This window comes from Streptomyces sp. BBFR25 (genome assembly GCF_044590125.1).
Lineage (GTDB): Bacteria > Actinomycetota > Actinomycetes > Streptomycetales > Streptomycetaceae > Streptomyces > Streptomyces canus_D.
The window spans coordinates 7002112-7028130 of the sequence record NZ_CP172447.1 but is presented as its reverse complement, the minus strand read 5'-3'; the positions used below and the strand labels follow the sequence as shown (position 1 = coordinate 7028130).

The window sequence follows — 26019 nt, the reverse complement described above, 5'->3', positions numbered from 1 at the left end:
GCCATCCGGGTACGTCCGGGCGGCGGCGGTCCGTCGTTCTCAGGTCGGAGTCGGCTCCTCGGTGCGAGGTCCGTTGCCCTCCTGGGCGCGGCGCAGCGCGTCCTCGTCGGTGCGGGCGTCGTAACCGACGAGTCCGGGCAGCGCGGCGGTGAGCAGTCCCACGGCCGCGAGACAGGCCACCCCGCCGGTCCAGACCGCCGGGCGGGCGCCGGTCCACCCGGCCATCGCACCGGCGCGGACCTGGCCGAGCTGCGGTCCGATGCTGTAGGAGAGCACCTCGATGCCCGCGAGCCGGCCGCGCAGCCGGTCGGGGATGGTCTGGTTCCAGATGGTGGTGCGGCCCAGACCGCTCAGCATGTCCCCGGCTCCGGCCAGCGCGAGGCAGGCCAGCACCAGCCAGACGTTCGCGGTCCAGCCGGCCGCCGCGATGGCCAGCCCCCAGCCGGCCGCGCCGCACACCACCAGCAGGCCGTGGCGCCGGGTCCGGGAGACCCAGCCGCTGGTCAGGCTGACCACCAGCGAGCCGACGGCTCCCGCCGAGTACATCAGGCCCAGCGCCCAGTCGGCGTCGAGTTCGTCGGCGAGGAAGGGGAAGATGGTGTTCGGGAAGGCGAAGAGCATCGCCGCCAGGTCGATCGCGTAGGTGCCCAGCAGGACGGGCCGCGACCAGGCGTACCGGGCGCCTTCGGCGATGCCGCGCAGGGACGGTTTGGCCGCGTGCTCGACGGGCGGCACCGGCGAGAGCCGACGGCACATCAGGACCGAGGCGCAGAAGCAGACCACGGTGGTGGTGTACGCGGAGACGTTGCCCGCGTAGGCGACCACGAGGCCGGCCAGGGCGGGCCCGGCGATGGCTCCGGCCTGCCAGCGCAGCGCGTTCAGGGCCGCGGCGGCGGCCAGTTGGCCGTGCGGCACGATCCGGACCAGCAGCGAGTCGAGTGCGGGGCGCTGGAGTCCGGCGAGCGCGGCCACCCCGCCCGCGACCACGTACAGCGGCCAGAGCAGGGGCCGCGGCAGCAGCGCGTTCACGAGCAGGACGGCGGCCAGGAGGCCCAGGCCCGCCTCGGTGAGCACGATGACCCTGCGCCGGTCCACGGCGTCGGCGAGCGCCCCGCCGTAGAGCCCGAACACCACCAGGGGGACGAGTTCGACGGCGCCCATGACGCCGACGGCGAGCGGGGAGCCGGTCAGTTCCTTGATCTGGAGCGGGAGGGCGATCAGCGCCATCACGCTTCCGAGGTAGGTGACCAGTCCCTGCACCCACAGGAGCCGGAAGTCGCGGGAGGAGCGCCAGGGGGCGAGGTCGGGCAGCAGTGCGGTGAGCTTCGGGGTCATGGCCTTGCTTCGCTGTCTTCGGTGACGGTCGCCGTCGCGGTGGCAGTGACGGTGGCAGTAGCAGTGGCGGTGGCGGTGGCCGTCGTGTGGTGGCGTCCGATCGGCAGGACGAGGGGCCTGCCGGAGACCGGGTCCTCGATGACGCGGCTCTCCATGCCGTAGACGGACCGTACCGTGTCCTCGGTCATCACCTCCTCCGTATTTCCGGCGGCGTGCAGCCCGCCGGCGGCCAGGGCGATGAGCCGGTCCGCGTAGCGGGCGGCGAGGTTGAGGTCGTGCAGGACCATGACGATGGTGGTGCCGCGGGTCCGGTTGAGGTCGGTGAGCAGGTCGAGGACCTCGATCTGGTGGCTGATGTCGAGGAACGTGGTGGGTTCGTCGAGCAGCAGCAGGTCGGTCTGCTGGGCCAGCGCCATGGCGATCCACACCCGCTGGCGCTGACCGCCGGAGAGTTCGTCGACGGCGCGGTCCATCAGGTCGGTGGTGTGGGTGGCCTCCAGCGCGGCGGCGACGGCCTCGTCGTCCTTCGCCGTCCAGCGGGAGAAGGCGCGTTGGTGCGGGTGGCGGCCCCGGCCGACCAGGTCGAGGACGGTGATGCCCTCGGGGGTGACCGGCGACTGGGGCAACAGGCCGAGGGTCCGGGCGAGTTCCTTGGCCGGGGTGCGGTGCACCTCCCTGCCGTCCAGGACGACGCGTCCGGCGCGCGGGGCGAGCAGCCGGGACATGGAGCGCAACAGCGTCGACTTGCCGCAGGCGTTGGCTCCGACGATGACCGTGATCCGCCCGGCCGCGAGGGTCAGGTCGAGGCCCTCGATGACGACGCGGTCGCCGTAGCCGAGGGTGAGGTCCTCGGTGGACAGGGTGTGGGACGCGGTCACAGTGAGCCTCCGGCCCGGTTGGTGCGGACGATCAGGTAGACGAGGTAGGGCGCGCCGAGGACGCCGGTGACGACGCCCACGGGATAGCGGGTGTCGAAGGCGTACTGGCCGGTGAAGTCGGCGACGAGGACGAGCAGGGCGCCGACCAGTCCCGCCGGGACCAGCAGGGAGCCGCCGGTCCCCACCAGCCGGGCGGCGATCGGGCCGGAGAGGAAGGCGACGAAGGCGATCGGACCGGCGGCGGCCGTCGCGAACGCGATCAGCCCGACGGCGGCGACGATCACGACGACGCGGGTGCGTTCGACGCGGACGCCGAGCGCGGAGGCCGTGTCGTCGCCGAGGCTCAGGGCGCGAAGGTTGCGGGCCCGGGACAGCAGCACCGGGCCGAGCACGAGCACCGCGAGGACGGTGGGCACGGTCTCGTCCCAGGTGGTGCCGTTGAGGCTGCCGGTGAGCCAGCGCATCGCCTCCTGGAGGTCCCACTCCCCGGCCTGCGACAGGACGTAGGAGGTGACGCTGTCGAGCAGGGCGGAGACGCCGATGCCGATGAGGATGAGCCGGGTGCCGGCCACCCCGTCGCGGAAGGCGAGGGTGTACACCAGCAGCGCCACCCCGAGCGCGGCGGCGATCGCCACGACCGACACCTCGGTGCCGCCCAGCGAGAAGACGACGATGGCGATGGCGGCCGCGGTGCTCGCGCCCGCGCTGATGCCGATGATGTCGGGGCTGGCGAGCGGGTTGCGGAGCATGGTCTGGAAGGTGACTCCGGCGATGCCGAAGCTGAGTCCGGCGCTCAGCGCGAGCACCGCGCGCGGCAGCCGCAGTCTGCCCACGGTGAAGGAGGCGCCCGGCACGTCCTCCCCAAAGACCACGCGCAGCACGTCGTGGGCCGGGTAGAAGGTGTGCCCGGCCATGAGGGAGGTGACGAAAGCTGCGGCGACGAGGGCCAGCAGGGTCAGGACGAGGAGTCGGCGCCGCAGGGCGCCGCGGACGCGGGTGCGGGTGACGGTCCGCAGCGTGGACGGGGCGTCGACGGCGGGGGCGCTCACAGGGATCTGACCTTCTGTCGACGGACGATGTGGATGAAGAACGGGGCGCCGAGAATCGCGGTCAGGATGCCGACGTCGATCTCGGCGGGCCGTGCCACGACCCGCCCCAACACGTCCGCCGCCGTGAGCAGGACGGCACCGCCCAGTGCGGACAGCGGCAGCAGCCAGCGGTGGTCGACGCCGGCCAGGAGACGGCAGGTGTGCGGCACCAGGAGGCCGACGAAGGCGATCGGTCCGGCGACGGCCGTGGACGCGCCGCACAGCACGACCGCGCCGAGCGCTGCGACGGCCCGTACGAGGGCCACCCGTTCGCCGAGCCCGGCCGCGAGGTCGTCGCCCAGGGCCAGGGAGTTGAGGGCGCGGGCGCTGGCGAGGCAGAGCACGAACCCGACGGCGAGGAAGGGCAGCACGCTGCCGAGCTGCCCGTAGGAGGCACCGCCGACGCCGCCGATCTGCCACAGCCGGAAGGTGTCGGAGATGTCGTTGCGCGGCAGGACGACCGCGCTGACCAGCGAGGTGAGCGCGGCCGAGATGGCGGCACCGGCCAGGGCCAGCTTCAGCGGGGTGGCGCCGCCGCGGCCCAGTGAGCCGACGGTGTACACGAAACCGGCGGTCAGCGCGGCGCCGCCCATCGCGACCCAGATGTATCCGGAGGCCGAGGCGAGCTGGAAGTGGGCGATGGCGGTGACGACGGCCAGGGAGGCGCCCATGTTGACGCCGAGGATGCCGGGGTCGGCGAGCGGGTTGCGGGTGACGCCCTGCATGACGGTGCCGGACTGCCCCAGGGCGGCGCCCACGACGACGGCCAGGAGGGTGCGCGGGACGCGCTTGGCGACCGCCGCCTCCTCCAGGGTGCGGTCCGCCCCGCCGAGGGCCGCCCAGACGTCGGACCAGGCGACGTCGCGGGAGCCGAGGGCGAGGGAGGCGGTCATGACGACGAGCAGGACCGCGGCGAGGACGAGGAGCCAGATCACGCGTACGCGCGCCGAACGCCGGATCGGCAGGGCGTTCGGCGCGCGCAGGGTTCCGGTGGCGCTCACGCGGCCTTGTCCGCGGCCGCGGCGAGCGCCTTCACGTAGTCGTCCAGGACGTACGGGATGGACAGCGGCGTGGGGTTGGCGGCCGTCGCCAGCGGGGTGCTGCCGGGCAGCAGGTAGATCGAGCCCTGCTCGACGGCGGTCAGCTTGGAGGTGAGCGGGTCGTTCTTGAGTGCCTTGAGGAGTTCGCCCTTGTCGTCGCCGTAGCCGGTGACGATGTCGACGTCGTTGAAGTCGTCGATGCGCTCGGCGCTCTTGGTGAGCACGAACTTCTTGGTGTCCTCGGACGGCCCGGAGACGCTGGCCGGGATCTTCATGCCCAGGTCGGTGAAGAACTGGGTGCGGGTGTCGTGGGTGGTGTAGAAGCCGACCTCGCTGACGTCCTTGGAGGACACGTGGGTCATGAACATCGCCGACTTCCCCTTGATCCGGGGGTACTTGGCGACCGTCTCGGTGATCTGCCCCTCCAGGTCGCCGATCAGCTCGTCACCCTCGTCGGCGAGGCCGATGGCCTTGCTGTTCAGCCGGATGATGTCCCGCCACGGGGTCGCCCAGGCGGCCTCGGGGTAGGCCACCACGGGCGCGATCTCGCTGAGGGTCTCGTAGTCCTGCGCGGTCAGCCCGGAGTACGAGGCGAGGATGACGTCGGGCCGGGTGTCGGCGACGGCCTCGAAGTCGATGCCGTCGGTCTCGTCGAACAGCACCGGTGTCTTGGCGTCGAGTTCCTTGAGCCGTGCCTCGGTCCAGGGCAGTACGCCGTCCCCGTCGTCGTCGCCGAAGTTGGCCTTGGCCATGCCGACGGGGACGACGCCGAGGGCGAGCGGCACCTCGTCGTTGGCCCAGTTGACGGTGGCGACGCGCTTCGGCTTGTCGGGGATGACGGTGGTGCCGAGCGCGTGCTTGATCGTCACGGGGAACTGCCCGGGGGCGTCCGCGCCGGCGGCGTCGGCCTTGTTCTCGTCGTCCTGGCCACCGCACGCGGTGAGGCCGAGCAGCAGGGCCGCCGCGAGGGCGAGTACGCGAAGGCGGGGTGTTCTCATCGACCCGGTGTTCACTTTCGGGGAGTTGGGCACGGGAAGTCGGACAGGGCCAGTTAGGTAAGGCTTACCTGAACGTGCCCGCTCAGACTAGGCAGCCCGCGCACCCCTAGCAATCGAGCCTTTTCGACACCGCTTGTAGCGATCGGGACACCGATCGGGACACCGATCGGGGCATCGCACGGTCGGCGTGCCCCGCCCTCAGCGCGCCCGGAACCGGCCCGGGGTGGTCCCCGTCGTCCGCCGGAAGGCCGCCCCGAAGGCGCTCGCCGAGCGGTAGCCCACCGCGTCGGCCACCACGTCGACCTCGAACCCGCGCGCCAGCAGGTGCACGGCGTGCTGGGCCCGTACCGAGGCGACCCAGCGGGCGAAGCTCGTGCCCGTCTCGGCCCGGAAGGCGCGGGTCAGGGTGCGCGCGGAGCAGCCGAGGGCGGCGGCCCAGCCGGTCAGGGTGCGCTGGTCGGAGGGATCGGCGCGGACCGCGTCCACGATCGGCCGCAGCAGCGCGGACGTGGGCAGCTGCACCAGCAGCGCCCTGGGCGAGGGCCGCAGGACGTCGAGCACCATGGCCTCGGTGACGTCCCGGGAGCGCGGGGACAGCTGCGGCTCCCCCAGCCGGTCGAGGAGCAGCCTGAGCAGCGGGGTGATGTCCACGGCCACCGGCTCGTCGGGCAGTGCCGAGACCGTGCCGTGCCGGAAGAAGTGGGCCCGGTAGGAGGTACCGGCCACGGCGGAGGCCGAGTGCAGTCGCCCCGCGGGCATCCACAGGCCGAGCGTCGGGGTGATGCACCAGACCGTGGAGTCGACCACGGCGGTGGACGCCCCGTGCGCGTTCCACAGCAGTTCGTGCCACGGGTGGGAGTGCTCGTTCCAGGCGGTGTCGTCGGTGACGACCTCCTCGTACCCCTGGATGACGAAGGAGACGTCCACCGCGCCGGCGGCGAGCGCCGGAAGTTCCCTGGTGACACGCATGCGGCCCAGGCTAACCGGAGTCGGGAACGGACCCGTCCGCCCCTTCGGTGGCTCGGTGCCGGCGCGGTCCGGAAATGGGTGTGGGAACCGATGGACGCCCGCGCGGTGCGTCGCCGACGCTGCTGCGGTGTCCTTGTTCTGGAGAATCTCGCTGTTCAACTCGGTGGTGCTGGTCGCCGCGACCGCGTTGCTGCTGGGACCGGTCACCGTGTCGACGCCCGTCCTGCTCACCGAGGCCGCGATCCTCACGGTGGGCCTGGTGGTGATCCTGGTCGCCAACGTCCTGCTGCTGCGGATCGGCCTCGGGCCGCTGCGCCGGCTCGCGCACGCCATGACCACGACCGACCTGCTGCGGCCGCGGGTCCGCCCGAAGGTCGACGGCGACGGCGAGATCGCCGCGCTGATCACCACCTTCAACACCATGCTCGACCGGCTGGAGGCCGAGCGCGCGCTGAGCGCCGCCCGCACGCTGAGCGCGCAGGAGTCGGAACGCCACCGGGTCGCCCAGGAGCTGTACGACGAGGTGGGGCAGACCCTCGCCGCCGTGCTGCTGGACCTCAAGCGGGTCGCGGACCAGGCGCCCGGCCCGGTGCGCGAGCAGCTCTCTCAGGTGCAGGAGACGACCCGGGCCAGCCTGGACGAGATCCGCCGCATCGCCCGCCGCCTGCTCCCGGGGGTCCTGGAGGAGCTGGGTCTGAGCAGCGCCCTGAGGTCGCTGTCGGACGAGTTCACCGGGCCTTCGCTGACCGTGCGCCACGCGATCGCCCCCGGCCTGCCCGCCCTCGGCGACAACGCCGACCTGGTGCTCTACCGGGTCGCCCAGGAGGGTCTCACCAACGCGGCCCGGCACTCCGGCGCCCGCCTGGTGGTGCTCACCCTGGCGCGGGCGGGCGACGCCGTGGAGCTGCGGGTGCGCGACGACGGCCGGGGCTTCGACGGCTCCGGTGGGGCCGCCGAGGGAGCCGGCATCCGCGGCATGCGCGAGCGCGCCCTGCTGATCGGCGCCGATCTCGTGGTCGCTCCCGCGCGCGGGGGCGGCACCGAGGTACGGCTGACCGTCCCGGTGGGCGACCGGGTGGCCGCCCGGATCGGGTGACCCCCGGACCGGCGCGCGGCCGGGGCGGGGCCGCGCGGGAACACACCGGCCGGGCGGGCTGTTGTCCCCGGATGCGGAACGGAGGCGCAACGGTGCACGGTGAGTACAAGATCCCCGGCGGCAAGCTGGTCGTCGTGGACGTGGAGGCGGAGAAGGGCGTGCTGCGGCACGTGCGCGTGGCGGGCGACTTCTTCCTGGAACCGGACGAGGCGCTGGACGCCGTGAACCGCGCCCTGGAGGGCGCGCCGGCGGACACCGACGCGGCGGGACTCGCCGCGCGGATCGACGCGGCCGTGCCCGAGGGCACCGTCATGTACGGGCTGACCTCGGAGGGCGTCGGCATCGCCGTGCGCCGGGCGCTGGCGCACGCCACGGACTGGACGGACTACGACTGGCAGCTGATCCACGAGGGGCCCCAGGCCCCCGCCCTGCACATGGCCCTCGACGAGGTGCTGACCGCCGAGGTCGCCGCGGGCCGGCGCCCGCCGACGCTCAGGGTGTGGGAGTGGGGCGCCCCGGCGGTGATCATCGGCAGTTTCCAGTCGCTGCGCAACGAGGTGGACCCCGAGGGCGCCGCCCGGCACGGCATCGAGGTGGTGCGCCGCATCTCCGGCGGCGGCGCGATGTTCGTGGAGCCCGGCAACACGATCACCTACTCCCTGTCGGTGCCGGAGTCGCTGGTGCAGGGCCTCTCCTTCCAGGACAGCTACGCCTACCTCGACGACTGGGTGCTCGGCGCGCTCGGCGAGATGGGCATCCGCGCCTGGTACCAGCCGCTGAACGACATCGCCACCGACCAGGGCAAGATCGCGGGCGCCGCCCAGAAGCGCGTCGTGGGACCCGGGGGCGGCCCCGGTGCCGTACTGCACCACGTGACCATGTCGTACGACATCGACGCGGACAAGATGCTCCAGGTGCTGCGGATCGGGCGGGAGAAGATGTCCGACAAGGGCACGCGGTCCGCGAAGAAGCGGGTGGACCCGCTGCGCCGGCAGACCGGACTGGCGCGCGAGGCCGTGATCGAGCGGATGATCTCCTCCTTCGCCGGGCGGTACGGGCTGACCCAGGGGAAGGTGACGGACGAGGAGCTGGCCCGGGCCCGGGAGCTGGCCCGCGGGAAGTTCTCCTCCACCGAGTGGACCGCCCGCGTGCCCTGAGGCACATCTTGCCCCCTAGGCCCTGCCGCGCACCGCGACCAGGCCCGACTCGTAGGCGAACACCACGAGTTGGGCCCGGTCGCGGGCGCCCAGCTTGGTCATCGCGCGGCTGATGTGCGTCTTGGCGGTCAGCGGGCTGATCACCATGTGGGCGGCGATCTCCTCGTTGCTCAGACCGCGCGCGGCGAGCGCGGTGACCTCGCGTTCCCGGCGGGTGAGGCAGTCCAGGCCGGGTGCGGTGGTCCGGTCCGGGGGCCGGGCGACGAACTCGCCGATCAGGGTGCGGGTGACCGACGGGGAGAGCAGCGCCTCGCCGTGCGCCACCACGTCGATGGCCTGGAGCAGGTCGGCGGGTTCGGTGTCCTTGAGGAGGAAGCCGCTGGCTCCCGCCCGCAGCGCCTCGAAGACGTACTCGTCCAGTCCGTAGTTGGTGAGGATGACGACGCGTACGGCGGCGAGGGCCGGGTCGGCGGCGATGCGGCGGGTCGCCTCGATGCCCGTCATCACCGGCATCTGCACGTCGACCAGCGCCACGTCGGGCACCTCGGCGCGCACCAGCGCCACGCCCTGCTCCCCGTCGGCGGCCTCGCCGACCACCTCGATGCCCTCCTCGGCGTCGAGCAGCGCCCGGAACCCGGCCCGCATCAGTGCCTGGTCGTCGACGAGCGCGACCCGCAGGACGCCGCTCATACCGTCTCCCCCAGCGGGAGCCGTGCGTGCACCGAGAAGCCGCCCTCCGCGCGCGGGGCGGCGCGCAGGGTGCCGCCGAGGGCGCTCACACGTTCGTGCATGCCGGTCAGGCCGGTGCCCGGCACCGGCGGGCGGGCGGGGTCGGCGGCTCCGTCGTCGTCCACGGCTATCGTCAGCTCCCCCGCGGGTCCGTTCCTGTCTCCCATGGCCTCCCCCGTGTTCCGCGTGCCGTAGTCGATGCGGACCCGCACCTTCGCCGGTCCGGCGTGGCGGGCCGCGTTGGTGAGGGCCTCCTGCACGATGCGGTAGGCGGCGCGGTCCAGTGCCCGGGGCAGCGGACGTTCGTCCCCGGTGACGGCCAGGTCGACGGCGAGTCCGGCCGCGCGGGCGCGCTCGACGAGCAGGGCCGGGGTGCCGGTGGGTTCGTCGGCCCGCAACACCTGGAGGGCGGAGCGCAGTTCGCGCATCGCCTCGCCACTGGCCTCCTGGATGGCGAGCAGCGCGGGCGGCACCTCGTCGCCGCGTTTGCGGGCGAGGTGGACGGCGACTCCCGCCTGGAGTTTGACGATGGAGATGCTGTGCGTCAGCGAGTCGTGCAACTCCCGGGCGATCCGCAGCCGTTCCTCCCCGGCGCGGCGCAGGGCCGCCTCCTCCCTGGTGCGCTCCGCCTCCAACGCCCGCTGTTCGGTCTGGCGCAGGTACGCCTGCCAGTTGCGGTCGGCGAGCCCGGTCACGACGGCGCACAGGAACCAGCCGGCGAGCAGCCCGGCCCGCTCGGCCACGTTCTGCGTGCCGGGGCCGGTGGCCACGTATCCGGCCAGGAACACGGCGCTGCCGACCGCCGCGACGCCCCGGTGGCCGACCCGGGCCGCGGTGTGCACGGCGCCCAGGACGGGCAGCGCGGACAGCGGACCGGGGTGCGCGTGCACGACGTACGCCGTGCCGAGGACGGTGGCGACGGCGAGCACCGCGCGCGGGGCGGCGCGGTGGAAGGCCAGCGCCGCCGAGGCGAGGGCGACGAGCAGGTGGTCGAGTGCCGTGGTGTCCTCGTCGAAGGCGGCGACCGTCATGCCGAGCGCGCCGACCACGGCCGCGAGGACCACGTCGGCGAGCCGTTCGCGATCGATCCGACGCCCGCTCATGTCGGCACCCTATGCGTCGCCGTGGGCCGCCGCGTCGGCCCTGTGGACGGCTTCGGGACTACTCCCGGCGAAGTAGTCGGCCGCCGGCCGGGCCCCGGCGGCGCAGCGCCGATCGCCTCCGGCCGTACGACGACTCCGCCCGCCCCCGGGGCGCAGGCTGTCGCTCATGCCCACACCCTTCCGTCACACCGAACCGCTGCCTCCGAAGTCCGCCACCGGCCGCGTCGCCGAGGTCTACGCACAGGCCGCGCGGGACTTCGGCATCCCCGAACCCGCCCCTTTCGTGGTCCTCTCCTCGGCGCCCGCGCTCGTCGCCCCGGCCTGGGCGCTGATGCGCGAGTCCCTGCTCGCGGGCCCCGGCGACCGGACCGGCAAGGAGGTCGCCGCCTTCGGGGTGTCGCAGGCCAACAGGTGCCGGTTCTGCGTGGACGCGCACACCATGCTGCTGCACGCCACCGGCGACCACGCCCTGGCCGAGCGGCTGGCCCGGGGGGAAGAGCCGACGGACGAGCGGCACGCGCGCGTGCTCGACTGGGCGCGGCGCACCCGGGTCCCGGGCGCCGCGCGGGAGCCGTATCCGTTCCCGGCCGAGGAGGCTCCCGGCTACCTCGGCACCGTGCTGGCCTTCCACTTCATCAACCGTGTCGTGTCGTCCCTGGTGACCGAGAGGCTGCTCCCGGCCGACGCCCAACGGCTGCGGCCGGTACGGAGCCTGGCGGGCCGGTCGCTGTCCCGCACCGTGCGCCGGACCGCCGTGCCCGGCGCCTCCCTGCCCCTGCTGGACGGCCCCGGCCGGGGACCGGCGTGGGCGGCGGGGACTCCGGTCGGCCCGGCGTACGCGGCGCTCGCCACCGCCGCTTCGGCGGGCGCCGGTCTCCTGGACGCCGACGACCAGGACCTCGTGCGCGTCGCGGTGCGCGACTGGGACGGCTCCCACCCGCCCGTCGGCTCCGACCCGTTCCCCGACCGGCGGGAGCGGCCCGGCGCACGGCTGGCGCTGCTGGCCGCGCTCGCGCCGTACCGGATCACGGACGCGGACGTCGCGGCGTGGCGCCGTCCCGAGCACACCGACCACTGCCTGGTCCACCTCGTCGCGTACGGCGCGTTCGCCGCGGTGGACCGCGTCGAGACCGCCCTGACCGCCCCGGCCACTCGCCCCACCACTCGGGAGACCTCATGACCGTCACCGCCAACCCCCGCCAGGCCGAGGCCTGGAACGGTCCCGTCGGCACCCACTGGGCCGCCCATCAGGCCCGCTACGACGCGATGCTGGCCGGGGTGAACGACGCCCTGTTCGGCGCGGCGGCCGTCGCTCCCGGCGACCGTGTCCTCGACGTCGGCTGCGGGGCCGGTGCGACGACCCGGATCGCGGCCCGGCTCGCCGCCCCCGGGCACGCGGTCGGTGTCGACATCTCCGCGCCGCTGCTGGAGCGGGCCCGGGCCAGCACCGCCGCCGAAGGCCTCGCGAACGCGGCGTACGAGTGCGCGGACGCGCAGGTGCACCGGTTCCCGGCGGACGGTTACGACGTGGTCGTCAGCCGGGGCGGTGTGATGTTCTTCGAGGACCACACCGCCGCCTTCCGCAATCTGGCGCGGGCCCTGCGGCCGGGCGGGCGGCTCGCGTTCGTCTGCCCGCAGCCGCCCGGGGAGCACTCGGAAGAGGCCCGGGCGCTGGGTCTGTTCGCCCGCCTCGTCGGCGAGGAACCCGGCCCCGAGGCGGTCGCCGCACGCGGCGCGATGGCCTCGCTCTCCGACCCGGAACGCGTCCGGGACGTCCTGTCCGGGGCCGGGTACCGCGAGGTGACGGTCGCCCCGGTCACCGTGGAGACGGTGTGGGGCCGGGACGTCGCGGACGCCGTCGACTTCCTGCTGTCCCGCTTCCCGGGCCGCCCCCTTCCGGCCGGACGGCTGGCCGAACTGGAGGCGGCGCTGCTCCCCCACGCCTCGGACACCGGCGTACGGATGCGGGCGGGCGTGTGGCTGGTGACGGCCGTACGGCCCTGAGCGACACCGTTCGTCTCCGTCACCGACCGGCCACGCACCGAGTTCGGCCTTCCGCCCCACGGGGACTCGTGTGACACTGGCGTCCCGTCCGCAGTGCGGGCACCCTCCGCACCGTCCCCCACGAGAAGTGCGCCGTGCGTTCTCTTCCCCTGCCGCTCGCCCTGACCGCCCGTCTGGCGCCGGTCGCCGTGCTCGCCACGGCGGGCTGGGCGCTGTCGTCCGGGCCGGACACGTCACCGGCCGCGAAGGACAAGACGCCGCCCGACACCACGAACCGCTCGGCGTCCGCACCGGCGACACAGGCGGCGACGAAGACGTACGCCGCCGCACCGGCACCGTGCGAGGCCCTGGCCGGCAAGACGGTCACCTCGCTGGTGCCGGGCGCCAAGGCGGCCGGCAAGGAGATCCCGTCCACCGACAGCGCGGTGCGCCGCACCTGCTCCTGGAACGCGCTCAAGGGCTACGACTACCGCTGGCTGGACGTCTCCTTCGAGGTGATGGAGACGGACGACGCGGCGCGGAAGTCGTACAAGGAACGGGTCGCCGACCGCGGCGGCGGCGGTGCCGTCCCGGGCCTCGGCGACAGCGCCTACTCGGTCGTGAACCTCACCACCGAGGACAAGCAGCAGACCCGCGAGGGCACCGTACTGGTCCGCGCGGCCAACGCCCTGGTCATGATCACGTACAACGGCAGCGACTTCGAGTCGAAGAAGGCCCCCGGCACGACCGAGATCAACAAGGGCGCCATCAAGGCGGCCAAGGAGGCCGTGGCCGCCTTGCAGGACCGCTAGGGCCGAGCGGCGGGGCCGGCGGTCCCGGCCTTCGGCCGCGTGGCGGGCAGCAGCATCAGGGCCAGGTAGAGGAGCAGGGACGTGCCCAGGCCCACCGCCCAGCCGTAGTCGGCCAGGGGTTCGAGGAACGGTACGGGGCGGCCGTCGACCAGCGGGTGGAAGTCGGCGCCGCCGATGGCCAGGACGCCGCCGACGGCGAAGGCGAGCACCGCGCGCCAGTTCCAGCCGCCGCTGTACCAGTAGCGTCCGCCCCTGCGGTACAGGTCGACGAGGTGGAGGCGGGCGCGGCGCAGGATCCAGTAGTCGGCGATGAGGATGCCGGCCACCGTGCCGAGCAGTCCGCCGACCAGGCCGAGCCAGGTGAAGATGTAGCCCTGCGGGTCGGAGTACAGCTTCCAGGGGAAGATCAGCACGGCCAGGACGGACGTGATGAGCGCGCCCGCCCGGAAACTCACCTTGCGCGGGGCGACGTTGGAGAAGTCGAAGGCCGGTGAGACCAGGTTGGCCGCGATGTTCACGGACAGGGTCGCCACCAGGACGGTGACGAGGGCGAAGAGCAGGCCCACCACGTTGTCCGTCTTCGCGGCGAGTTGTACCGGGTCCCAGACGGGTTCGCCGTAGACCGCCTGGGAGCCGGAGGTGACCATCACGGAGAGGAACGCGAACAGGGTCATCGTCGTCGGCAGGCCGAGGGCCTGGCCGCGGGTCTGGGCCTTCTGGCTCTTCCCGTAGCGGGTGAAGTCCGGGATGTTGAGGGACAGCGTGGACCAGAAGCCGATCATGCCCATCAGGGAGGGCCAGAACAGCTTCCAGAAGTCGCCGCCCCAGCCCAGCCTGGACGGCTGGTCGAAGAGGGGGCCGAAGCCGCCCGCCTTGTCGGCCATCCACCACAGCATCACGAAGGCGCCGACGAGGACGAAGGGCGCCGCCCAGTTCTCGAAGCGGCGGATGGTCTCCATGCCCCGGTAGATGATGGCGACCTGGAGCGCCCAGAAGATCGCGAACGACAGCCACATCGTCCAGGCGTAGCCGCCAAACGTCGCCGCGTTCGTCCAGCCGTCGCCGATCAGCTTCCCGGCCAGGAAGTAGATCGCCTCGCCGCCGATCCAGGTCTGGATGCCGAACCAGCCGCACGCCACCAACGCCCGCACGACGGCGGGCAGGTTGGCGCCCCGGATGCCGAAGGAGGCGCGGGCGAACACCGGGAAGGGGATGCCGTACTTGGGTCCGGCGTGCCCGGTGAGCAGCATGGGTGCGAGCACGATCAGGTTGGCCAGGGCGATGGTGAGCACCGCCTGCTTCCAGTCCATGCCGACCGCGATGAGACCGGAGGCGAGGGTCCAGGAGGCCGTGTTGTGGGCCATGCCGACCCACAGGGCGGAGAAGTTGTACGTGGTCCAGGTGCGCCCCTCGACGGGGACGGGCAGCAGGTCCTCGTTGGCGTAGGGGCCGCTCGGCGGCGCGGAGCCCGGGGAGAGCTCCACGCGCCCGTCGGGCAGGGTGACTTGGGTGGACGGCGGTATGGCCGTGGGCGCGGTGTCGGTCATGGGCAGGCCAATCATGCGGTGGGACGGGAAAGGCCGTGCGGGCGGTGCCGAGGGGGGGTGCGCGGGTGCGCCCTGGGGCCCGCCCCGGAGCGCGGGGCGGGCAGGGTGGGGTCAGGCGTTGACGGCCGGGATGACCTTGGTGCCGTAGGCGTCGATCACGGCTTCCTGCGCGTCGTGCATGTCGTACAGCGCGAACTGGTCGACGCCGAGGGCGCGCAGGGCGGTCAGCTTCTCGATGTGCTTCTCGACCGGTCCGATCAGGCAGAACCGGTCGACGATCTCGTCCGGCACGAATTGGGTGTCGGGGTTGCCGCTGCGCCCGTGGTGGGCGTAGTCGTAGCCCTCGCGGGCCTTGATGTAGTCGGTGAGTTCGTCGGGCACGGCCCCGGTGTGGGCGCCGTACTTGGCGACCAGGTCGGCGACGTGGTTGCCGACCATCCCGCCGAACCAGCGGCACTGCTCAAGCGCGTGGGCGAGTGCCTCGGGCGAGTCGTCGGCGGTGACGTAGGCGGGGGCGGCGACGCAGACGGTTACCTCGGAGGGGTCGCGTCCGGCGGCCTCGGCGGCGTCGCGGACGGCCTTGACCATGTACTCGGTCAGGTAGAGGTCGGCGAGCTGGAGGATGAAGCCGTCGGCCTCCTCGCCGGTCGTCTTCAGGGCCTTGGGGCCGTACGCGGCCATCCACACGGGGACCTCGGCGCCGGGCCTGACCCACGGGAACCGGACGACGGTGCCACCGCCGAGGTCGGCCTCCTCTCCCCTGCCCAGCGCGCGGATGACCTTGATGGCTTCGCTGATGCGGGCGAGGGTGTTGGGTTTGCGTCCCGCGACCCGCATCGCGGAGTCGCCGCGGCCGATGCCGCAGACGGTGCGGTTGCCGAACATGTCGTTGAGGGTGGCGAAGGTGGAGGCGGTCACCTCAGGGGTGCGGGTGCTCGGGTTGGTGACCATCGGGCCGATCTTCAGGGTGCTGGTGTTGGCCAGCACCTGGCTGTAGATCACGAACGGTTCCTGCCACAGCACGGCGGAGTCGAAGGTCCAGCCGTGGCTGAAGCCGTTGTGCTCGGCCCGTTTCATCAGCTCCACGACGCGGGAGGCCGGCGGGTCGGTCTGCAGGACGAGTCCGAAGTCCATGGGCACCACTCCTAGTTCAGGTACTGACAGGTGGCGCGCGGGGTGTAGACGCCGTGGCCCTTGCGCCCGGTGTACTCCCGCTCGGTGACGACCGGTTCGCCGCGCGAGAGCACGGTCTCCACCCGGCCGGTGATCCGCCGCCCCTCGTACGCCGAGTAGTCGACGTTCATGTGGTGGGTCTCGGCGGAGATGACCTGCTCGGCGTGCGGGTCGTAGACGACGATGTCGGCGTCCGCGCCGGGCGCGATGGTGCCCTTCTTCGGGTACAGGCCGAACATCCGGGCCGGGGTGGCGCAGGCGATCTCGATCCAGCGGCGGCGGCTGATGTGCCCGTCGACGACGGCCTGGTGGAGCAGGTCCATGCGGTTCTCGACGCCCGGCATCCCGTTGGGGATCTTGGAGAAGTCGCCCCGGCCCAGCTCCTTCTGGCCGCTGAAGCAGAAGGGGCAGTGGTCGGTGGAGACCACCTGGAGGTCGTTGGTCCTCAGGCCCCGCCACAGCGCCGCCTGGTGCTCCTTCGGCCTCAGCGGGGTGCTGCACACGTACTTGGCGCCCTCGAAGCCGGGCTCGGCGAGGTTGTCGGTGGACAGGAACAGGTACTGGGGGCAGGTCTCGCCGAAGACGGGCAGCCCCTCGTCGCGGGCCCGGGTCAGCTCCGCCACCGCCTCCGTCGCCGAGACGTGCACGACGTACAGCGGCGCCCCGGCGACCTGCGCGAGCCGGATCGCGCGGTGGGTGGCCTCGGCCTCCAGGAGGGCCTTGCGGACCTCGCCGTGGAAGCGGGGGTCCGTCTCGCCGCGGGCGAGGGCCTGCTCGACGAGGACGTCGATCGCGATGCCGTTCTCGGCGTGCATCATGATCAGGCCGCCGTTCTCGGCGGCGCGCTGCATGGCGCGCAGGATCTGCCCGTCGTCGGAGTAGAAGACGCCGGGGTAGGCCATGAACTGCTTGAAGGAGGTCACGCCCTCCTCCACCAGCAGGTCCATCTCCTTGAGCGTCTTCTGGTTCACGTCGGAGACGATCATGTGGAAGGCGTAGTCGATCGCGCAGTTGCCCTCGGCCTTGGCGTGCCAGGCGTCCAGGCCCGAGCGCAGGGAGTGTCCGACGCTCTGGATGGCGAAGTCGACGATGGTGGTCGTGCCGCCCCAGGCGGCGGCGCGGGTGCCGGTCTCGAAGGTGTCGGCGGCGTAGGTGCCGCCGAAGGGCATCTCCATGTGGGTGTGCCCGTCGACACCGCCCGGAATGACGTACTTGCCACTCGCGTCGATGACCCTCTCGGCGGTGAACGTCTCGGCGGCCGGGGTGCCGGTCGCGGCGAGGGCGGCGACGCGGCCGTCCTCGATCAGGACGTCGGCGTGGATCTCGTCGGACGCGGTGACGACGAGGCCGCCGCGGATGACGGTACGGCTGCTCATGCTGCTGTTCCCTCCTGTCAGGGGCCCCGGCGGGCAGGTCAGGGCGCGGTCAGCGGGGAGTACGCGCCCGGCGCGCGGTCGCGGTAGAACTGCCAGCGGTCGCGGACCTCGCGCAGCTTGCCCATGTCGAGGTCGCGGACGACGAGTTCGGTCTCCTTGTCGCTCGCGACCTCGCCGACGAACTGCGCCTCGGGGTCGACGAAGTACGAGGTGCCGTAGAAGTCGTTGTCGCCCAGCTCCTCGACACCGACCCGGTTGATGGCGCCGACGAAGTACTCGTTGGCCACGGCGGCTGCCGGCTGCTCCAACTGCCACAGGTAGCCGGACAGACCGCGGGAGGTGGCCGACGGGTTGAAGACGATCTCGGCGCCTTCCAGGCCCAGCGCCCGCCAGCCCTCCGGGAAGTGCCGGTCGTAGCAGATGTAGACGCCGACCTTGCCGACGGCGGTGTCGAAGACCGGCCAGCCGCTGTTGCCGGGGCGGAAGTAGAACTTCTCCCAGAAGCCGCGCACCTGCGGGATGTGCGTCTTGCGGTACTTGCCGAGGTAGGAGCCGTCGGCGTCGATGACGGCGGCGGTGTTGTAGAGGACGCCGGGCTGCTCCTCCTCGTACATGGGGAGCACCAGGACGATGCCGTGCTCGCGGGCGAGCCGCTGGAAGCGCTCCACGGTCGGGCCGTCGGGGATGCTCTCGGCGTAGGCGTAGAACTCGGGGTCCTGGACCTGGCAGAAGTACGGTCCGTAGAACAGCTCCTGGAAGCACATGACCTGTGCGCCCTGGGCGGCGGCGTCGCGCACCGCCTGTTCGTGGACCTGGATCATCGATTCCTTGTCGCCCGTCCAGGCGGTCTGGAAGAGCGCGGCACGGATCACTCGGCTCATCTTCGGCCTCCACTCGCTGGGTGTCCGGTGAGCCTAGGAACCGCGGACGGCCCAATTGAGTGGCACGGTGTCACGTCTGCGGGGGTCGGGCATTGCACGGTGTCACCCCTGTTGCGCGTCGTGGGCGAGGAGCGCGATGTGGACGGAGGCCGCCTGCTCGAAGTCGTCGAGGTCGACGCCGAGGCGGCCCTGTATGGCCTCCAGGCGGCGGTAGAGCGCGGGCCGGGAGACGTGGTGGAGCTGGGCGGTGCGGGACTTGTTGCGGCCGGTGGCGAGGTAGGTGCGCAGGACGGGCAGCAGGTCCTGGTCGGGGCCGCGCAGCAGCCCGTCCAGCTCCCGTTCGGCGAAGGACTGCACGTGCGGGTCGTCGCGCAGCAACCGCACCAGGCCGCGCAGGTGGACGTCGCGCAGGCGTACGACGGGCGGCAGGTCCAGGGCGGTCGCGGAGTCCGCGACGGCGTCGGCGACGTGCTGGGCCTCGCGCAGACCCTCCGGTACGCCGGCCCAGTCGGCGCGGGCCTCGGCGGCGGCGACCACGGCGTGGCGGGAGTCCGGTTCCGCACGCAGCCGGGTCGCGAAGTGGGCGGTCAGGGCGCGGGCGTCCTGGTCGGGGGCGAGGCTGAGCAGGACGGCCACGCGGTCGTCGGCGAGCCCGGCGGCGATCCCCGGCAGTCCGAGCCGACGCAGCACCCGGGCCGGGCGGGCGGCGTCCCGCTCGTGGACGACGAGGGGGACGAAGACGCGCCGGTTGACCGGCAGTCCCGCGGCGCGCGCCCGGGGCAGCAGTTGCCGCGCCGGTACGGCCCCGCTGACCAGGTCGGTGAGCAGGCTCCGCGCGGACTGCTCCTCCCAGGAGTCCCAGGAGCCCGCGCACGCGGCCCCGTGGGTGCCGTCACCGGCGAGCATGCGGTGCAGGACGAGGGCCTCGGCGGCGCGGTCGGCGAGCAGCCGTCCGGCGGCCCGGTCACCGCCGTAGCCGCACAGCACCAGCCGCCCCCAGCGCTCCCCGCGGCAGCTCAGTTCGGCGCGGAGCCAGCCGTCGGCGGACCCGGCACCGGCCTGGCGGGCGATGCGTTCCCAGTCCCGCAGGACGTCGTCGACGGCCGCCCGCTCCCCCGCCGTGGCGAGGACGCGGTGGGCGAGGTTGGTGACGACGACCGGGCAGCCGGCGTGCCGGGCCACCTCGTCGAGCAGGCGCTGCACGGGGGCGCCCGCGGTGATCAGGCCGGTCAGTTCGGTGCGTACCGCCTCGGAGAGGCTGACGGCGGCGAACTTGCGCCGCAGCAGCCGGGACTGCACCTCCTCGGTGAGTTCGGCGAAGGGGAAGGGCCGGTGCAGGACGACCATGGGCAGCCCGCAGCGCTCGGCGGCCCTGCGCATCCCGTCGGGCGGGGCGGGGAAGGCGCGGCCGAGGCCGAGCACGACGGCCGCGGCCTCGGCCCGGTCCAGGGAGCGGATGTACTCGCCCTGTTTGTCCTCGTCACCGGCGAGGAGCACGCCGGTGGTCAGGACCATCTCGCCGCCGCTGAGCATCACGCCGACGTCGGCGGCCTCGGCGACGTGCACCCAGCGCACCGGCCGGTCGAGCCGGTGGGCGCCGGCCACCACCTCGGGCTGTCCGGCCCGCACCCGTTCGAGGCCGAGCACCTGACGGACCGACAGGGCCGGCTCCCAGGGCTCCCGGGGCTGCTGGGCCGGGGTCGCGGGGACGGTGGTCATGGCGGCGCCTCCTGGGCTCGGGACGCGGAACGCGGCGGTCAGACGCTCCGCAGGGCGCGTTCGAGGATCGCGGCGCCCTCCTCGGCCTCCGCGACGGTGAGGGACAGCGGCGGGGCGACGCGCAGCACGCTGGTGCTGTGGCCGCCGCCCTTGCCGACGAGCAGTCCGCCGGCGCGGGCCGCCTCCAGTACGGCGGACGCGGCCTCGGGGGCGGCCTCGTCGGTGCCGGGCCGGGTCAGCTCGACGCCGATCATCAGGCCGCGCCCGCGCACCTCGCGTACGTGCGGCACCTGGGCGGCGACGGCCCGCAGCCGTTCGATGAGGAGTCCGCCGACGCGGCGGGCGTTGCCCTGGAGGTCGTGCTCCAGCAGGTGGTTGAGGTTGGCGAGGCCCGCGGCCATGGTGAGCTGGGTGCCGCCGAAGGTGGAGATGCTGTTGGCGTCCAGGCAGTTCATGATCTCGGCGCGGGCGATGACACCGCCGATCGACGTGCCGTTGCCGATGCCCTTGGCGAAGGTGACGATGTCCGGCGGGCCGCTCCTGCCGTGCGCCTGCCAGCCCCAGAAGTGCTCGCCGGTGCGCCCCCAGCCGGTCTGCACCTCGTCGGCGATCCACAGGATGCCGCGTTCGTGCAGCACCTCGCGGAAGGCGGCGTACAGGCCGTCCGGCGGGGAGGTGAAGCCGCCGACGCCCTGGACGGGTTCGGCGATCAGCGCGGCGGGGGCGCGGGTGTGGCCGAGAAGGTCCAACAGGTCGTCGACGCAGGCGTCGATGAACTCCCGGTCCTCCAGGTGCGCGTAGGGGCCGCGGGTGCGCACGCCGCCGTGGACGTAGAGGGTCTGGAGCGGGGAGAGGGAGGTCGGGGACCAGCCGCGGTTGCCGGTGATGCCGACGGAGCTGAAGGAGCGGCCGTGGTAGCTGTTGCGCATCGCCAGGATCGTGTTGCTGCGCCGGTGGGTGGTGGCGAGCAGCAGGGCGGTGTCGTTGGCCTCGGTGCCGGAGGTGGTGAAGAAGACACGGGCGTCGGGGATGCCGGACAGCTGGGCGACGCGTTCGGCGAGTTCGACCATCGGGCGGTTGAGGTAGAGGGTCGAGGAGTGGATGATGCGCCCGGCCTGCTCGGCGACGGCCTTGGTCACTTCGGGCAGGGCGTGCGCGGTCATCGTGGTGAGGATGCCGCCGAAGAAGTCGAGGTACTTGTTGCCCGCGGCGTCCCAGACGTGCCGGCCCTCGCCGTGGGTGATCTCCAGCGGGTCCTCGTAGTAGAGGGCGAGCCAGTCGGGCAGGACGGCGCGGTGGCGGGCGTGGAGGTCACGGTTCACGGCCGCACCAGCCCCTCGTAGGCGTCGGGGCGGCGGTCGCGGTAGAAGGCCCACTGCTGCCGCACCTCGTCGATGAGGTCGAAGTCCAGGTCGCGGACGACCAGCTCCTCCTTGGTGTCGCTGGCCCGCTCGCCGACGAACTGCCCGCGCGGGTCGACGAAGTACGACGTGCCGTAGAAGTCGTTGTCGCCGTACTCCTCGACTCCGACGCGGTTGATGGCGGCGACGAAGTACTCGTTGGCGACGGCCGCGGCGGGCTGTTCGAGCTGCCACAGGTGGGCGGAGAGGCCGCGGTGGGTGGCGGACGGGTTGTACACCAGCTGGGCGCCGCCGAGGCCGAGTTGGCGCCAGCCCTCCGGGAAGTGCCGGTCGTAGCAGATGTAGACGCCGACCTTGCCGACGGCGGTGTCGAAGACGGGCCAGCCCAGATTGCCGGGGCGGAAGTAGAACTTCTCCCAGAAGCCCTTGACCTGCGGGATGTGATGCTTGCGGTAGGTGCCGAGGACGGTGCCGTCGGCGTCGATCACGGCCGCGGTGTTGTAGTAGAAGCCGGACTGCTCGACCTCGAAGACGGGGACGACGAGCACCATGCCGGTCTCGCGGGCCAGCGCCTGCATGCGGCGGACGGTGGGGCCGTCGGGCACGGGTTCGGCCCAGCGGTAGTGCTCGGGGTCCTGGACCTGGCAGAAGTAGGGGGCGTTGAAGACTTCCTGGAACCCGATGACCTGCGCGCCCCGCCGGGCGGCCTCGCGGGCGTGCTCCTCGTGCTTCGCCACCATGGACTCGGTGTCGCCGGTCCAGGTGGCCTGGACGAGAGCGGCACGTACGACGTTGGCCATGAGCTGCTCCTTCGACACGACGTCAGAGCCTCTACGCCCGTAGAGCAGGCCGTAGAGGGACGAACGTAAGCCTGGCCCCGGGGGCTTGCCAAGACCATCGTCGTCAAGGCGCGGTGTCGATCGTGTTTCGCACTCCTGTGGGTGAGTGCCGCCGCCTCAGGCCAACGCGGGCGCGCACCTGCCCACCAGCTCGTCCATGGACAGCCCCAGCGCACCGGCCAGCGCGGCCACCGTGAAGAACGCCGGGGTCGGCGCCCGGCCGGTCTCGATCTTACGCAGCGTCTCGGCGGAGATGCCTGCCTGGGCGGCGACCGCCGTCATGCTCCGCTCGCCGCGGGCCGCGCGGAGCAGGCGCCCGAGCTGCTCGCCGCGCTCTCGCTCTTCGGGGGTCAGAGGGGTGCGTACCATGTCGTCATTCTAATACCGGTTTCCCGTACCGGTCATGCCCCGCGGCCGATCGGTCGCCGCCACGCGCGTCCCCAATTAAAATACCGGTATAGTAATTGGCATGGTGGAACTGAAGACGGACACATCGATCGACGCCATGCACGCGGCCGGACAGGTCGTCGCGCGCGCCCTGACCGCCGTACGGCAGGCCGCGGACGTGGGCGTGTCCCTGCTGGAGCTGGACGCGGTGGCGCACGAGGTGCTGCGGGAGGCGGGCGCGGGCTCGCCGTTCCTCGGCTACCGGCCCTCCTTCGCCCCGACGCCGTTCCCGGGCGTCATCTGCGCGTCGGTGAACGACGCGATCGTGCACGGCATCCCGGACGGCTACCGGCTGCGCGACGGGGACCTGGTCTCCATCGACTGCGGCGCCCTCCTGGACGGCTGGGCGGGCGACTCGGCGCTCAGCTTCGTGGTGGGCACCCCGCGCCCGGCCGACGTGACGCTGATCGAGACCGCGGAGCGAGCCCTGGAGGCGGGCATCGGGGCGGCCGTCGTCGGCAACCGCATCGGCGACATCGCGCACGCCATCGGCACGGTCTGCCGGTCGGCCGGTTACGGGATCATGGAGGACTTCGGCGGCCACGGCATCGGCCGGCACATGCACGAGGACCCGGGGGTGCCCAACGAGGGCCGCCCGGGCCGCGGGCTCCCGCTGCGGCACGGCATGGTCCTCGCCATCGAGCCCATGCTGACCGCCGGCGGCCGCGACGACTACCACGCGGCCCCCGACGGCTGGACCCTGCGCACGAACGACGGCTCCCGCGCGGCGCACGTGGAGCACACGGTGGCCATCACGGACAGCGGCCCACGCGTCCTGACGTCGAGGGACGGCCTCTGAGAGACGACGCGACCGGGGCGGGGGCCCTCCGCCCGCCCCGGTTCCCGGCATGCCCGGCGGAACAGAACGTGTCATGTTGGGCATGACCGCACGCCTGCCGGGTTACCCGGCCCCGGCACGTCGATCAGCGATGCAGCGGAGGTCCGGACACGATGACCAGCGGCTACATGGGCCCGGAGGGCGACCCGTTCGCGGAATTCCTGGCACGCTTCTTCGGCGGGCCAAGGCCCCGGCAGATCGACATCGGCCGGCTGCTCAGCCAGCCCGCCCGGGAGCTGGTGCGCGGCGCCGCCCAGTACGCCGCCGAGCACGGCAGCCGCGACCTGGACACCGAGCACCTGCTGCGGGCCGCGCTCGCCACCGAGCCGACCCGGGGGCTGCTCAGCCGGGCCGGTGCCGACCCCGACTCGCTGGCCTCGCAGATCGACGAGCGGACCGGCCCGGTGCAGCACCCGCCGGGCGAGGTCCCGCCGCCCACGTCGCTCTCGCTCACCCCGGCCGTCAAGCGCGCCCTGCTGGACGCGCACGAGCTGGCGCGCTCCACCGGCACCGGGTACATCGGCCCGGAGCACGTGCTCAGCGCCCTGGCCGCCAACCCGGACTCGGCCGCCGGGCACATCCTGAACGCGGCCCGGTTCGCGCCCTCGAACCTGCCCACGGAGACGCCGGAGGCCGCGAAGGCCCGTACCGAGAGCGCGCGGACCACGAACACGCCGACCCTCGACAAGTACGGCCGCGACCTCACCGATCTGGCCCAGCAGGGGCGGATCGACCCGGTGATCGGGCGCGAGGAGGAGATCGAGCAGACCGTCGAGGTGCTCTCCCGGCGCGGCAAGAACAACCCCGTCCTGATCGGTGACGCCGGTGTCGGCAAGACCGCGATCGTGGAGGGTCTCGCCCAGCGCATCACCGACGGCGACGTGCCCGACGTGCTGATCGGGCGCCGCGTGGTCGCCCTGGACCTGACCGGCGTGGTCGCGGGCACCCGCTACCGGGGCGACTTCGAGGAGCGGATGAACAACATCGTGGGCGAGATCCGCGCCCACTCCGACGAGCTGATCATCTTCATCGACGAGCTGCACACCGTCGTCGGCGCCGGCGGGGGCGGCGAGAGCGGGTCGATGGACGCCGGGAACATCCTCAAGCCCGCCCTGGCCCGCGGCGAGCTGCACATCGTGGGCGCCACCACGCTGGAGGAGTACCGCAGGATCGAGAAGGACGCGGCCCTCGCCCGCCGCTTCCAGCCGATCCTGGTGCCGGAGCCCACCACCGCCGACGCGATCGAGATCCTGCGCGGGCTGCGCGACCGCTACGAGGCCCACCACCAGGTCCGCTACACCGACGAGGCGCTGGTCGCGGCCGTGGAGATGTCCGACCGCTACCTCACCGACCGTCGCCTGCCCGACAAGGCCATCGACCTGATCGACCAGGCGGGCGCCCGGGTCCGGCTGCGGGCGCGCACCAAGGGCACCGACGTGCGGGCCCTGGAGCGCGAGGTCGACCAGCTGGTGAGGGACAAGGACCAGGCGGTCGCGGACGAGCAGTACGAGCAGGCGACCCAGCTGCGGGACCGGATCGTCGGGCTGAAGCAGCGGATCACCGAGGCCACCGGCGACGGCCAGGCCGACGAGGGCCTCGACCTGGTCGTGGACACCGAGTCCATCGCCGAGGTGGTCTCCCGGCAGACCGGCATCCCGGTCAGCAGCCTCACCCAGGAGGAGAAGGACCGCCTGCTGGGCCTGGAGTCCCACCTGCACGAGCGGGTGGTCGGCCAGGAGGAGGCGGTCCGGGTCGTCTCCGACGCCGTGCTGCGCTCCCGCGCCGGGCTGTCCAGCCCCGACCGGCCCATCGGCAGCTTCCTCTTCCTCGGCCCGACCGGCGTCGGCAAGACCGAGCTGGCCCGGGCGCTGGCCGAGGCGCTGTTCGGCAGCGAGGACCGGATGGTCCGCCTCGACATGAGCGAGTACCAGGAGCGGCACACCGTCAGCCGCCTGGTCGGCGCCCCGCCCGGCTACGTCGGGCACGAGGAGGCCGGTCAGCTCACCGAGGTGGTGCGCCGGCACCCGTACTCGCTGCTGCTGCTCGACGAGGTGGAGAAGGCGCACCCGGACGTCTTCAACATCCTGCTCCAGGTCCTGGACGACGGGCGGCTGACCGACTCGCAGGGCCGGACGGTGGACTTCTCCAACACGGTCGTCGTGATGACCAGCAACCTGGGCTCGGACGTGATCACCCGGCGCGGTGCCGGGATCGGCTTCGGCGCGGGTGGCGCGGAGGCGGACGAGGAGGCCCGGCGCGAGCAGGTGCTGCGTCCGCTGCGGGAGCACTTCCGGCCCGAGTTCCTCAACCGGGTCGACGAGATCGTGGTCTTCCGCCAGCTCAGCGGCGAGCAGCTGCGGCAGATCACCAGCCTGCTCCTGGAGCAGACCCGCCGCATGGTGCACGCGCAGGGCATCACCGTCGACTTCACCGACGCGGCCGTGGACTGGCTGGCCGAGCGCGGCTACCAGCCCGAGTACGGCGCCCGCCCGCTGCGCCGCACCATCCAGCGCGAGGTCGACAACGAGCTGTCCCGGCTGCTGCTCGACGGGCGGGTCGCGGAGGGCGGCCGGGTGACGGTCGACGTCGAGGACGGGCGGCTGGCGTTCCGCACGCCGGAGCGGCCCGTCCCCGAACTCTGACTGCTTCT

General features: G+C 72.9%; 23 protein-coding genes. 7 read left to right on the top strand and 16 right to left on the bottom strand.

The window, feature by feature from the left end:
* Positions 1–39: 39 nt before the first annotated feature.
* From ACGH52_RS31750 to ACGH52_RS31725, 6 genes are all read right to left on the bottom strand, one after another.
* Positions 40–1335 (bottom strand): MFS transporter, encoded by a 1296-nt coding sequence (locus ACGH52_RS31750; protein WP_210974864.1) that lies wholly within the window; start codon positions 1333–1335, stop codon positions 40–42.
* The gene (locus ACGH52_RS31745) at positions 1332–2213 is read right to left on the bottom strand and encodes an ABC transporter ATP-binding protein (RefSeq protein ID WP_399944330.1); all 882 of its coding nucleotides are present in this window, start codon (positions 2211–2213) and stop codon (positions 1332–1334) included. Before ACGH52_RS31745 ends, ACGH52_RS31750 begins: the two co-directional genes overlap by 4 nt.
* Complete coding sequence (locus tag ACGH52_RS31740) at positions 2210–3262, bottom strand: iron chelate uptake ABC transporter family permease subunit (RefSeq protein WP_210974866.1); 1053 nt, start codon at positions 3260–3262, stop codon at positions 2210–2212. Before ACGH52_RS31740 ends, ACGH52_RS31745 begins: the two co-directional genes overlap by 4 nt.
* Positions 3259–4302: a FecCD family ABC transporter permease gene (locus tag ACGH52_RS31735; RefSeq protein WP_399944327.1), complete on the bottom strand. Its 1044-nt coding sequence runs from the start codon at positions 4300–4302 to the stop codon at positions 3259–3261. The genes ACGH52_RS31740 and ACGH52_RS31735 overlap by 4 nt, the downstream gene beginning before the upstream one ends.
* Complete coding sequence (locus tag ACGH52_RS31730; RefSeq protein WP_399944324.1) at positions 4299–5339, bottom strand: iron-siderophore ABC transporter substrate-binding protein; 1041 nt, start codon at positions 5337–5339, stop codon at positions 4299–4301. Before ACGH52_RS31730 ends, ACGH52_RS31735 begins: the two co-directional genes overlap by 4 nt.
* Before the next feature lie 198 nt (positions 5340–5537).
* Positions 5538–6308, bottom strand: coding sequence for a helix-turn-helix domain-containing protein (locus tag ACGH52_RS31725; RefSeq protein ID WP_210974869.1), 771 nt, complete (start codon positions 6306–6308; stop codon positions 5538–5540).
* 127 nt (positions 6309–6435) lie between these two features.
* Here ACGH52_RS31725 and ACGH52_RS31720 point away from each other — a divergent pair, with 127 nt between their 5' ends.
* Complete coding sequence (locus ACGH52_RS31720; protein ID WP_171987597.1) at positions 6436–7404, top strand: HAMP domain-containing sensor histidine kinase; 969 nt, start codon at positions 6436–6438, stop codon at positions 7402–7404.
* Positions 7405–7496: 92 nt separating this feature from the next.
* Positions 7497–8561 carry a lipoate--protein ligase family protein gene (locus tag ACGH52_RS31715; RefSeq protein ID WP_076978242.1) on the top strand — a complete coding sequence of 355 codons (1065 nt, stop codon included), beginning with the start codon at positions 7497–7499 and terminating at the stop codon, positions 8559–8561.
* 15 nt (positions 8562–8576) lie between these two features.
* On the opposite strand, the gene ACGH52_RS31710 is transcribed toward ACGH52_RS31715, so the two are convergent.
* Together ACGH52_RS31710 and ACGH52_RS31705 are read right to left on the bottom strand one after the other, a co-directional pair.
* A complete protein-coding gene (locus ACGH52_RS31710) occupies positions 8577–9251 on the bottom strand; it encodes a response regulator transcription factor (protein WP_076978236.1) in 675 nt (224 codons plus the stop codon).
* Positions 9248–10393: a sensor histidine kinase gene (locus ACGH52_RS31705; protein WP_399944319.1), complete on the bottom strand. Its 1146-nt coding sequence runs from the start codon at positions 10391–10393 to the stop codon at positions 9248–9250. Before ACGH52_RS31705 ends, ACGH52_RS31710 begins: the two co-directional genes overlap by 4 nt.
* 166 nt (positions 10394–10559) lie before the next feature.
* On the opposite strand from ACGH52_RS31705, the gene ACGH52_RS31700 reads away from it, so the two are divergent.
* The 3 genes from ACGH52_RS31700 to ACGH52_RS31690 all read left to right on the top strand — a co-directional run bounded on the left by ACGH52_RS31700 (position 10560) and on the right by ACGH52_RS31690 (position 13188).
* On the top strand, positions 10560–11573 hold the full coding sequence (locus tag ACGH52_RS31700) for a carboxymuconolactone decarboxylase family protein (protein WP_121702730.1): 1014 nt from the start codon (positions 10560–10562) through the stop codon (positions 11571–11573).
* Positions 11570–12397 (top strand): class I SAM-dependent methyltransferase, encoded by an 828-nt coding sequence (locus ACGH52_RS31695; protein WP_059302491.1) that lies wholly within the window; start codon positions 11570–11572, stop codon positions 12395–12397. The genes ACGH52_RS31700 and ACGH52_RS31695 overlap by 4 nt, the downstream gene beginning before the upstream one ends.
* 134 nt (positions 12398–12531) lie before the next feature.
* A complete protein-coding gene (locus ACGH52_RS31690) occupies positions 12532–13188 on the top strand; it encodes a hypothetical protein (protein ID WP_059302492.1) in 657 nt (218 codons plus the stop codon).
* Here ACGH52_RS31690 and ACGH52_RS31685 read toward each other — a convergent pair.
* The 8 genes from ACGH52_RS31685 to ACGH52_RS31650 form a co-directional block, all read right to left on the bottom strand.
* Positions 13185–14735: an NCS1 family nucleobase:cation symporter-1 gene (locus ACGH52_RS31685; protein ID WP_171987595.1), complete on the bottom strand. Its 1551-nt coding sequence runs from the start codon at positions 14733–14735 to the stop codon at positions 13185–13187. The two genes, ACGH52_RS31690 and ACGH52_RS31685, sit on opposite strands and share 4 nt — an antisense overlap.
* A 111-nt stretch (positions 14736–14846) precedes the next feature.
* Complete coding sequence (locus ACGH52_RS31680) at positions 14847–15869, bottom strand: TIGR03842 family LLM class F420-dependent oxidoreductase (RefSeq protein ID WP_399944312.1); 1023 nt, start codon at positions 15867–15869, stop codon at positions 14847–14849.
* 11 nt (positions 15870–15880) lie between these two features.
* Entirely contained in the window at positions 15881–17284 is a 1404-nt protein-coding gene (gene hydA, locus ACGH52_RS31675) for a dihydropyrimidinase (RefSeq protein WP_399944310.1), read from the bottom strand.
* Between the two features lie 38 nt (positions 17285–17322).
* Positions 17323–18165: a nitrilase-related carbon-nitrogen hydrolase gene (locus ACGH52_RS31670; RefSeq protein WP_059302496.1), complete on the bottom strand. Its 843-nt coding sequence runs from the start codon at positions 18163–18165 to the stop codon at positions 17323–17325.
* A 102-nt stretch (positions 18166–18267) separates the two neighbouring features.
* Entirely contained in the window at positions 18268–19884 is a 1617-nt protein-coding gene (locus ACGH52_RS31665) for a PucR family transcriptional regulator (RefSeq protein WP_210974874.1), read from the bottom strand.
* A 38-nt stretch (positions 19885–19922) separates the two neighbouring features.
* A complete protein-coding gene (locus ACGH52_RS31660) occupies positions 19923–21206 on the bottom strand; it encodes an aspartate aminotransferase family protein (protein WP_210974875.1) in 1284 nt (427 codons plus the stop codon).
* On the bottom strand, positions 21203–22045 hold the full coding sequence (locus tag ACGH52_RS31655; RefSeq protein WP_059302499.1) for a nitrilase-related carbon-nitrogen hydrolase: 843 nt from the start codon (positions 22043–22045) through the stop codon (positions 21203–21205). The genes ACGH52_RS31660 and ACGH52_RS31655 overlap by 4 nt, the downstream gene beginning before the upstream one ends.
* A 156-nt stretch (positions 22046–22201) precedes the next feature.
* The gene (locus ACGH52_RS31650) at positions 22202–22453 is read right to left on the bottom strand and encodes a helix-turn-helix domain-containing protein (RefSeq protein ID WP_031035683.1); all 252 of its coding nucleotides are present in this window, start codon (positions 22451–22453) and stop codon (positions 22202–22204) included.
* A 100-nt stretch (positions 22454–22553) separates the two neighbouring features.
* Between ACGH52_RS31650 and map the strand changes: the two genes are divergently transcribed.
* Both map and ACGH52_RS31640 read left to right on the top strand, forming a co-directional pair.
* Complete coding sequence (map, locus tag ACGH52_RS31645) at positions 22554–23330, top strand: type I methionyl aminopeptidase (protein WP_059302500.1); 777 nt, start codon at positions 22554–22556, stop codon at positions 23328–23330.
* 152 nt (positions 23331–23482) lie between these two features.
* Positions 23483–26011 (top strand): ATP-dependent Clp protease ATP-binding subunit, encoded by a 2529-nt coding sequence (locus ACGH52_RS31640; RefSeq protein ID WP_076978225.1) that lies wholly within the window; start codon positions 23483–23485, stop codon positions 26009–26011.
* The last annotated feature ends 8 nt before the right edge of the window (positions 26012–26019 follow it).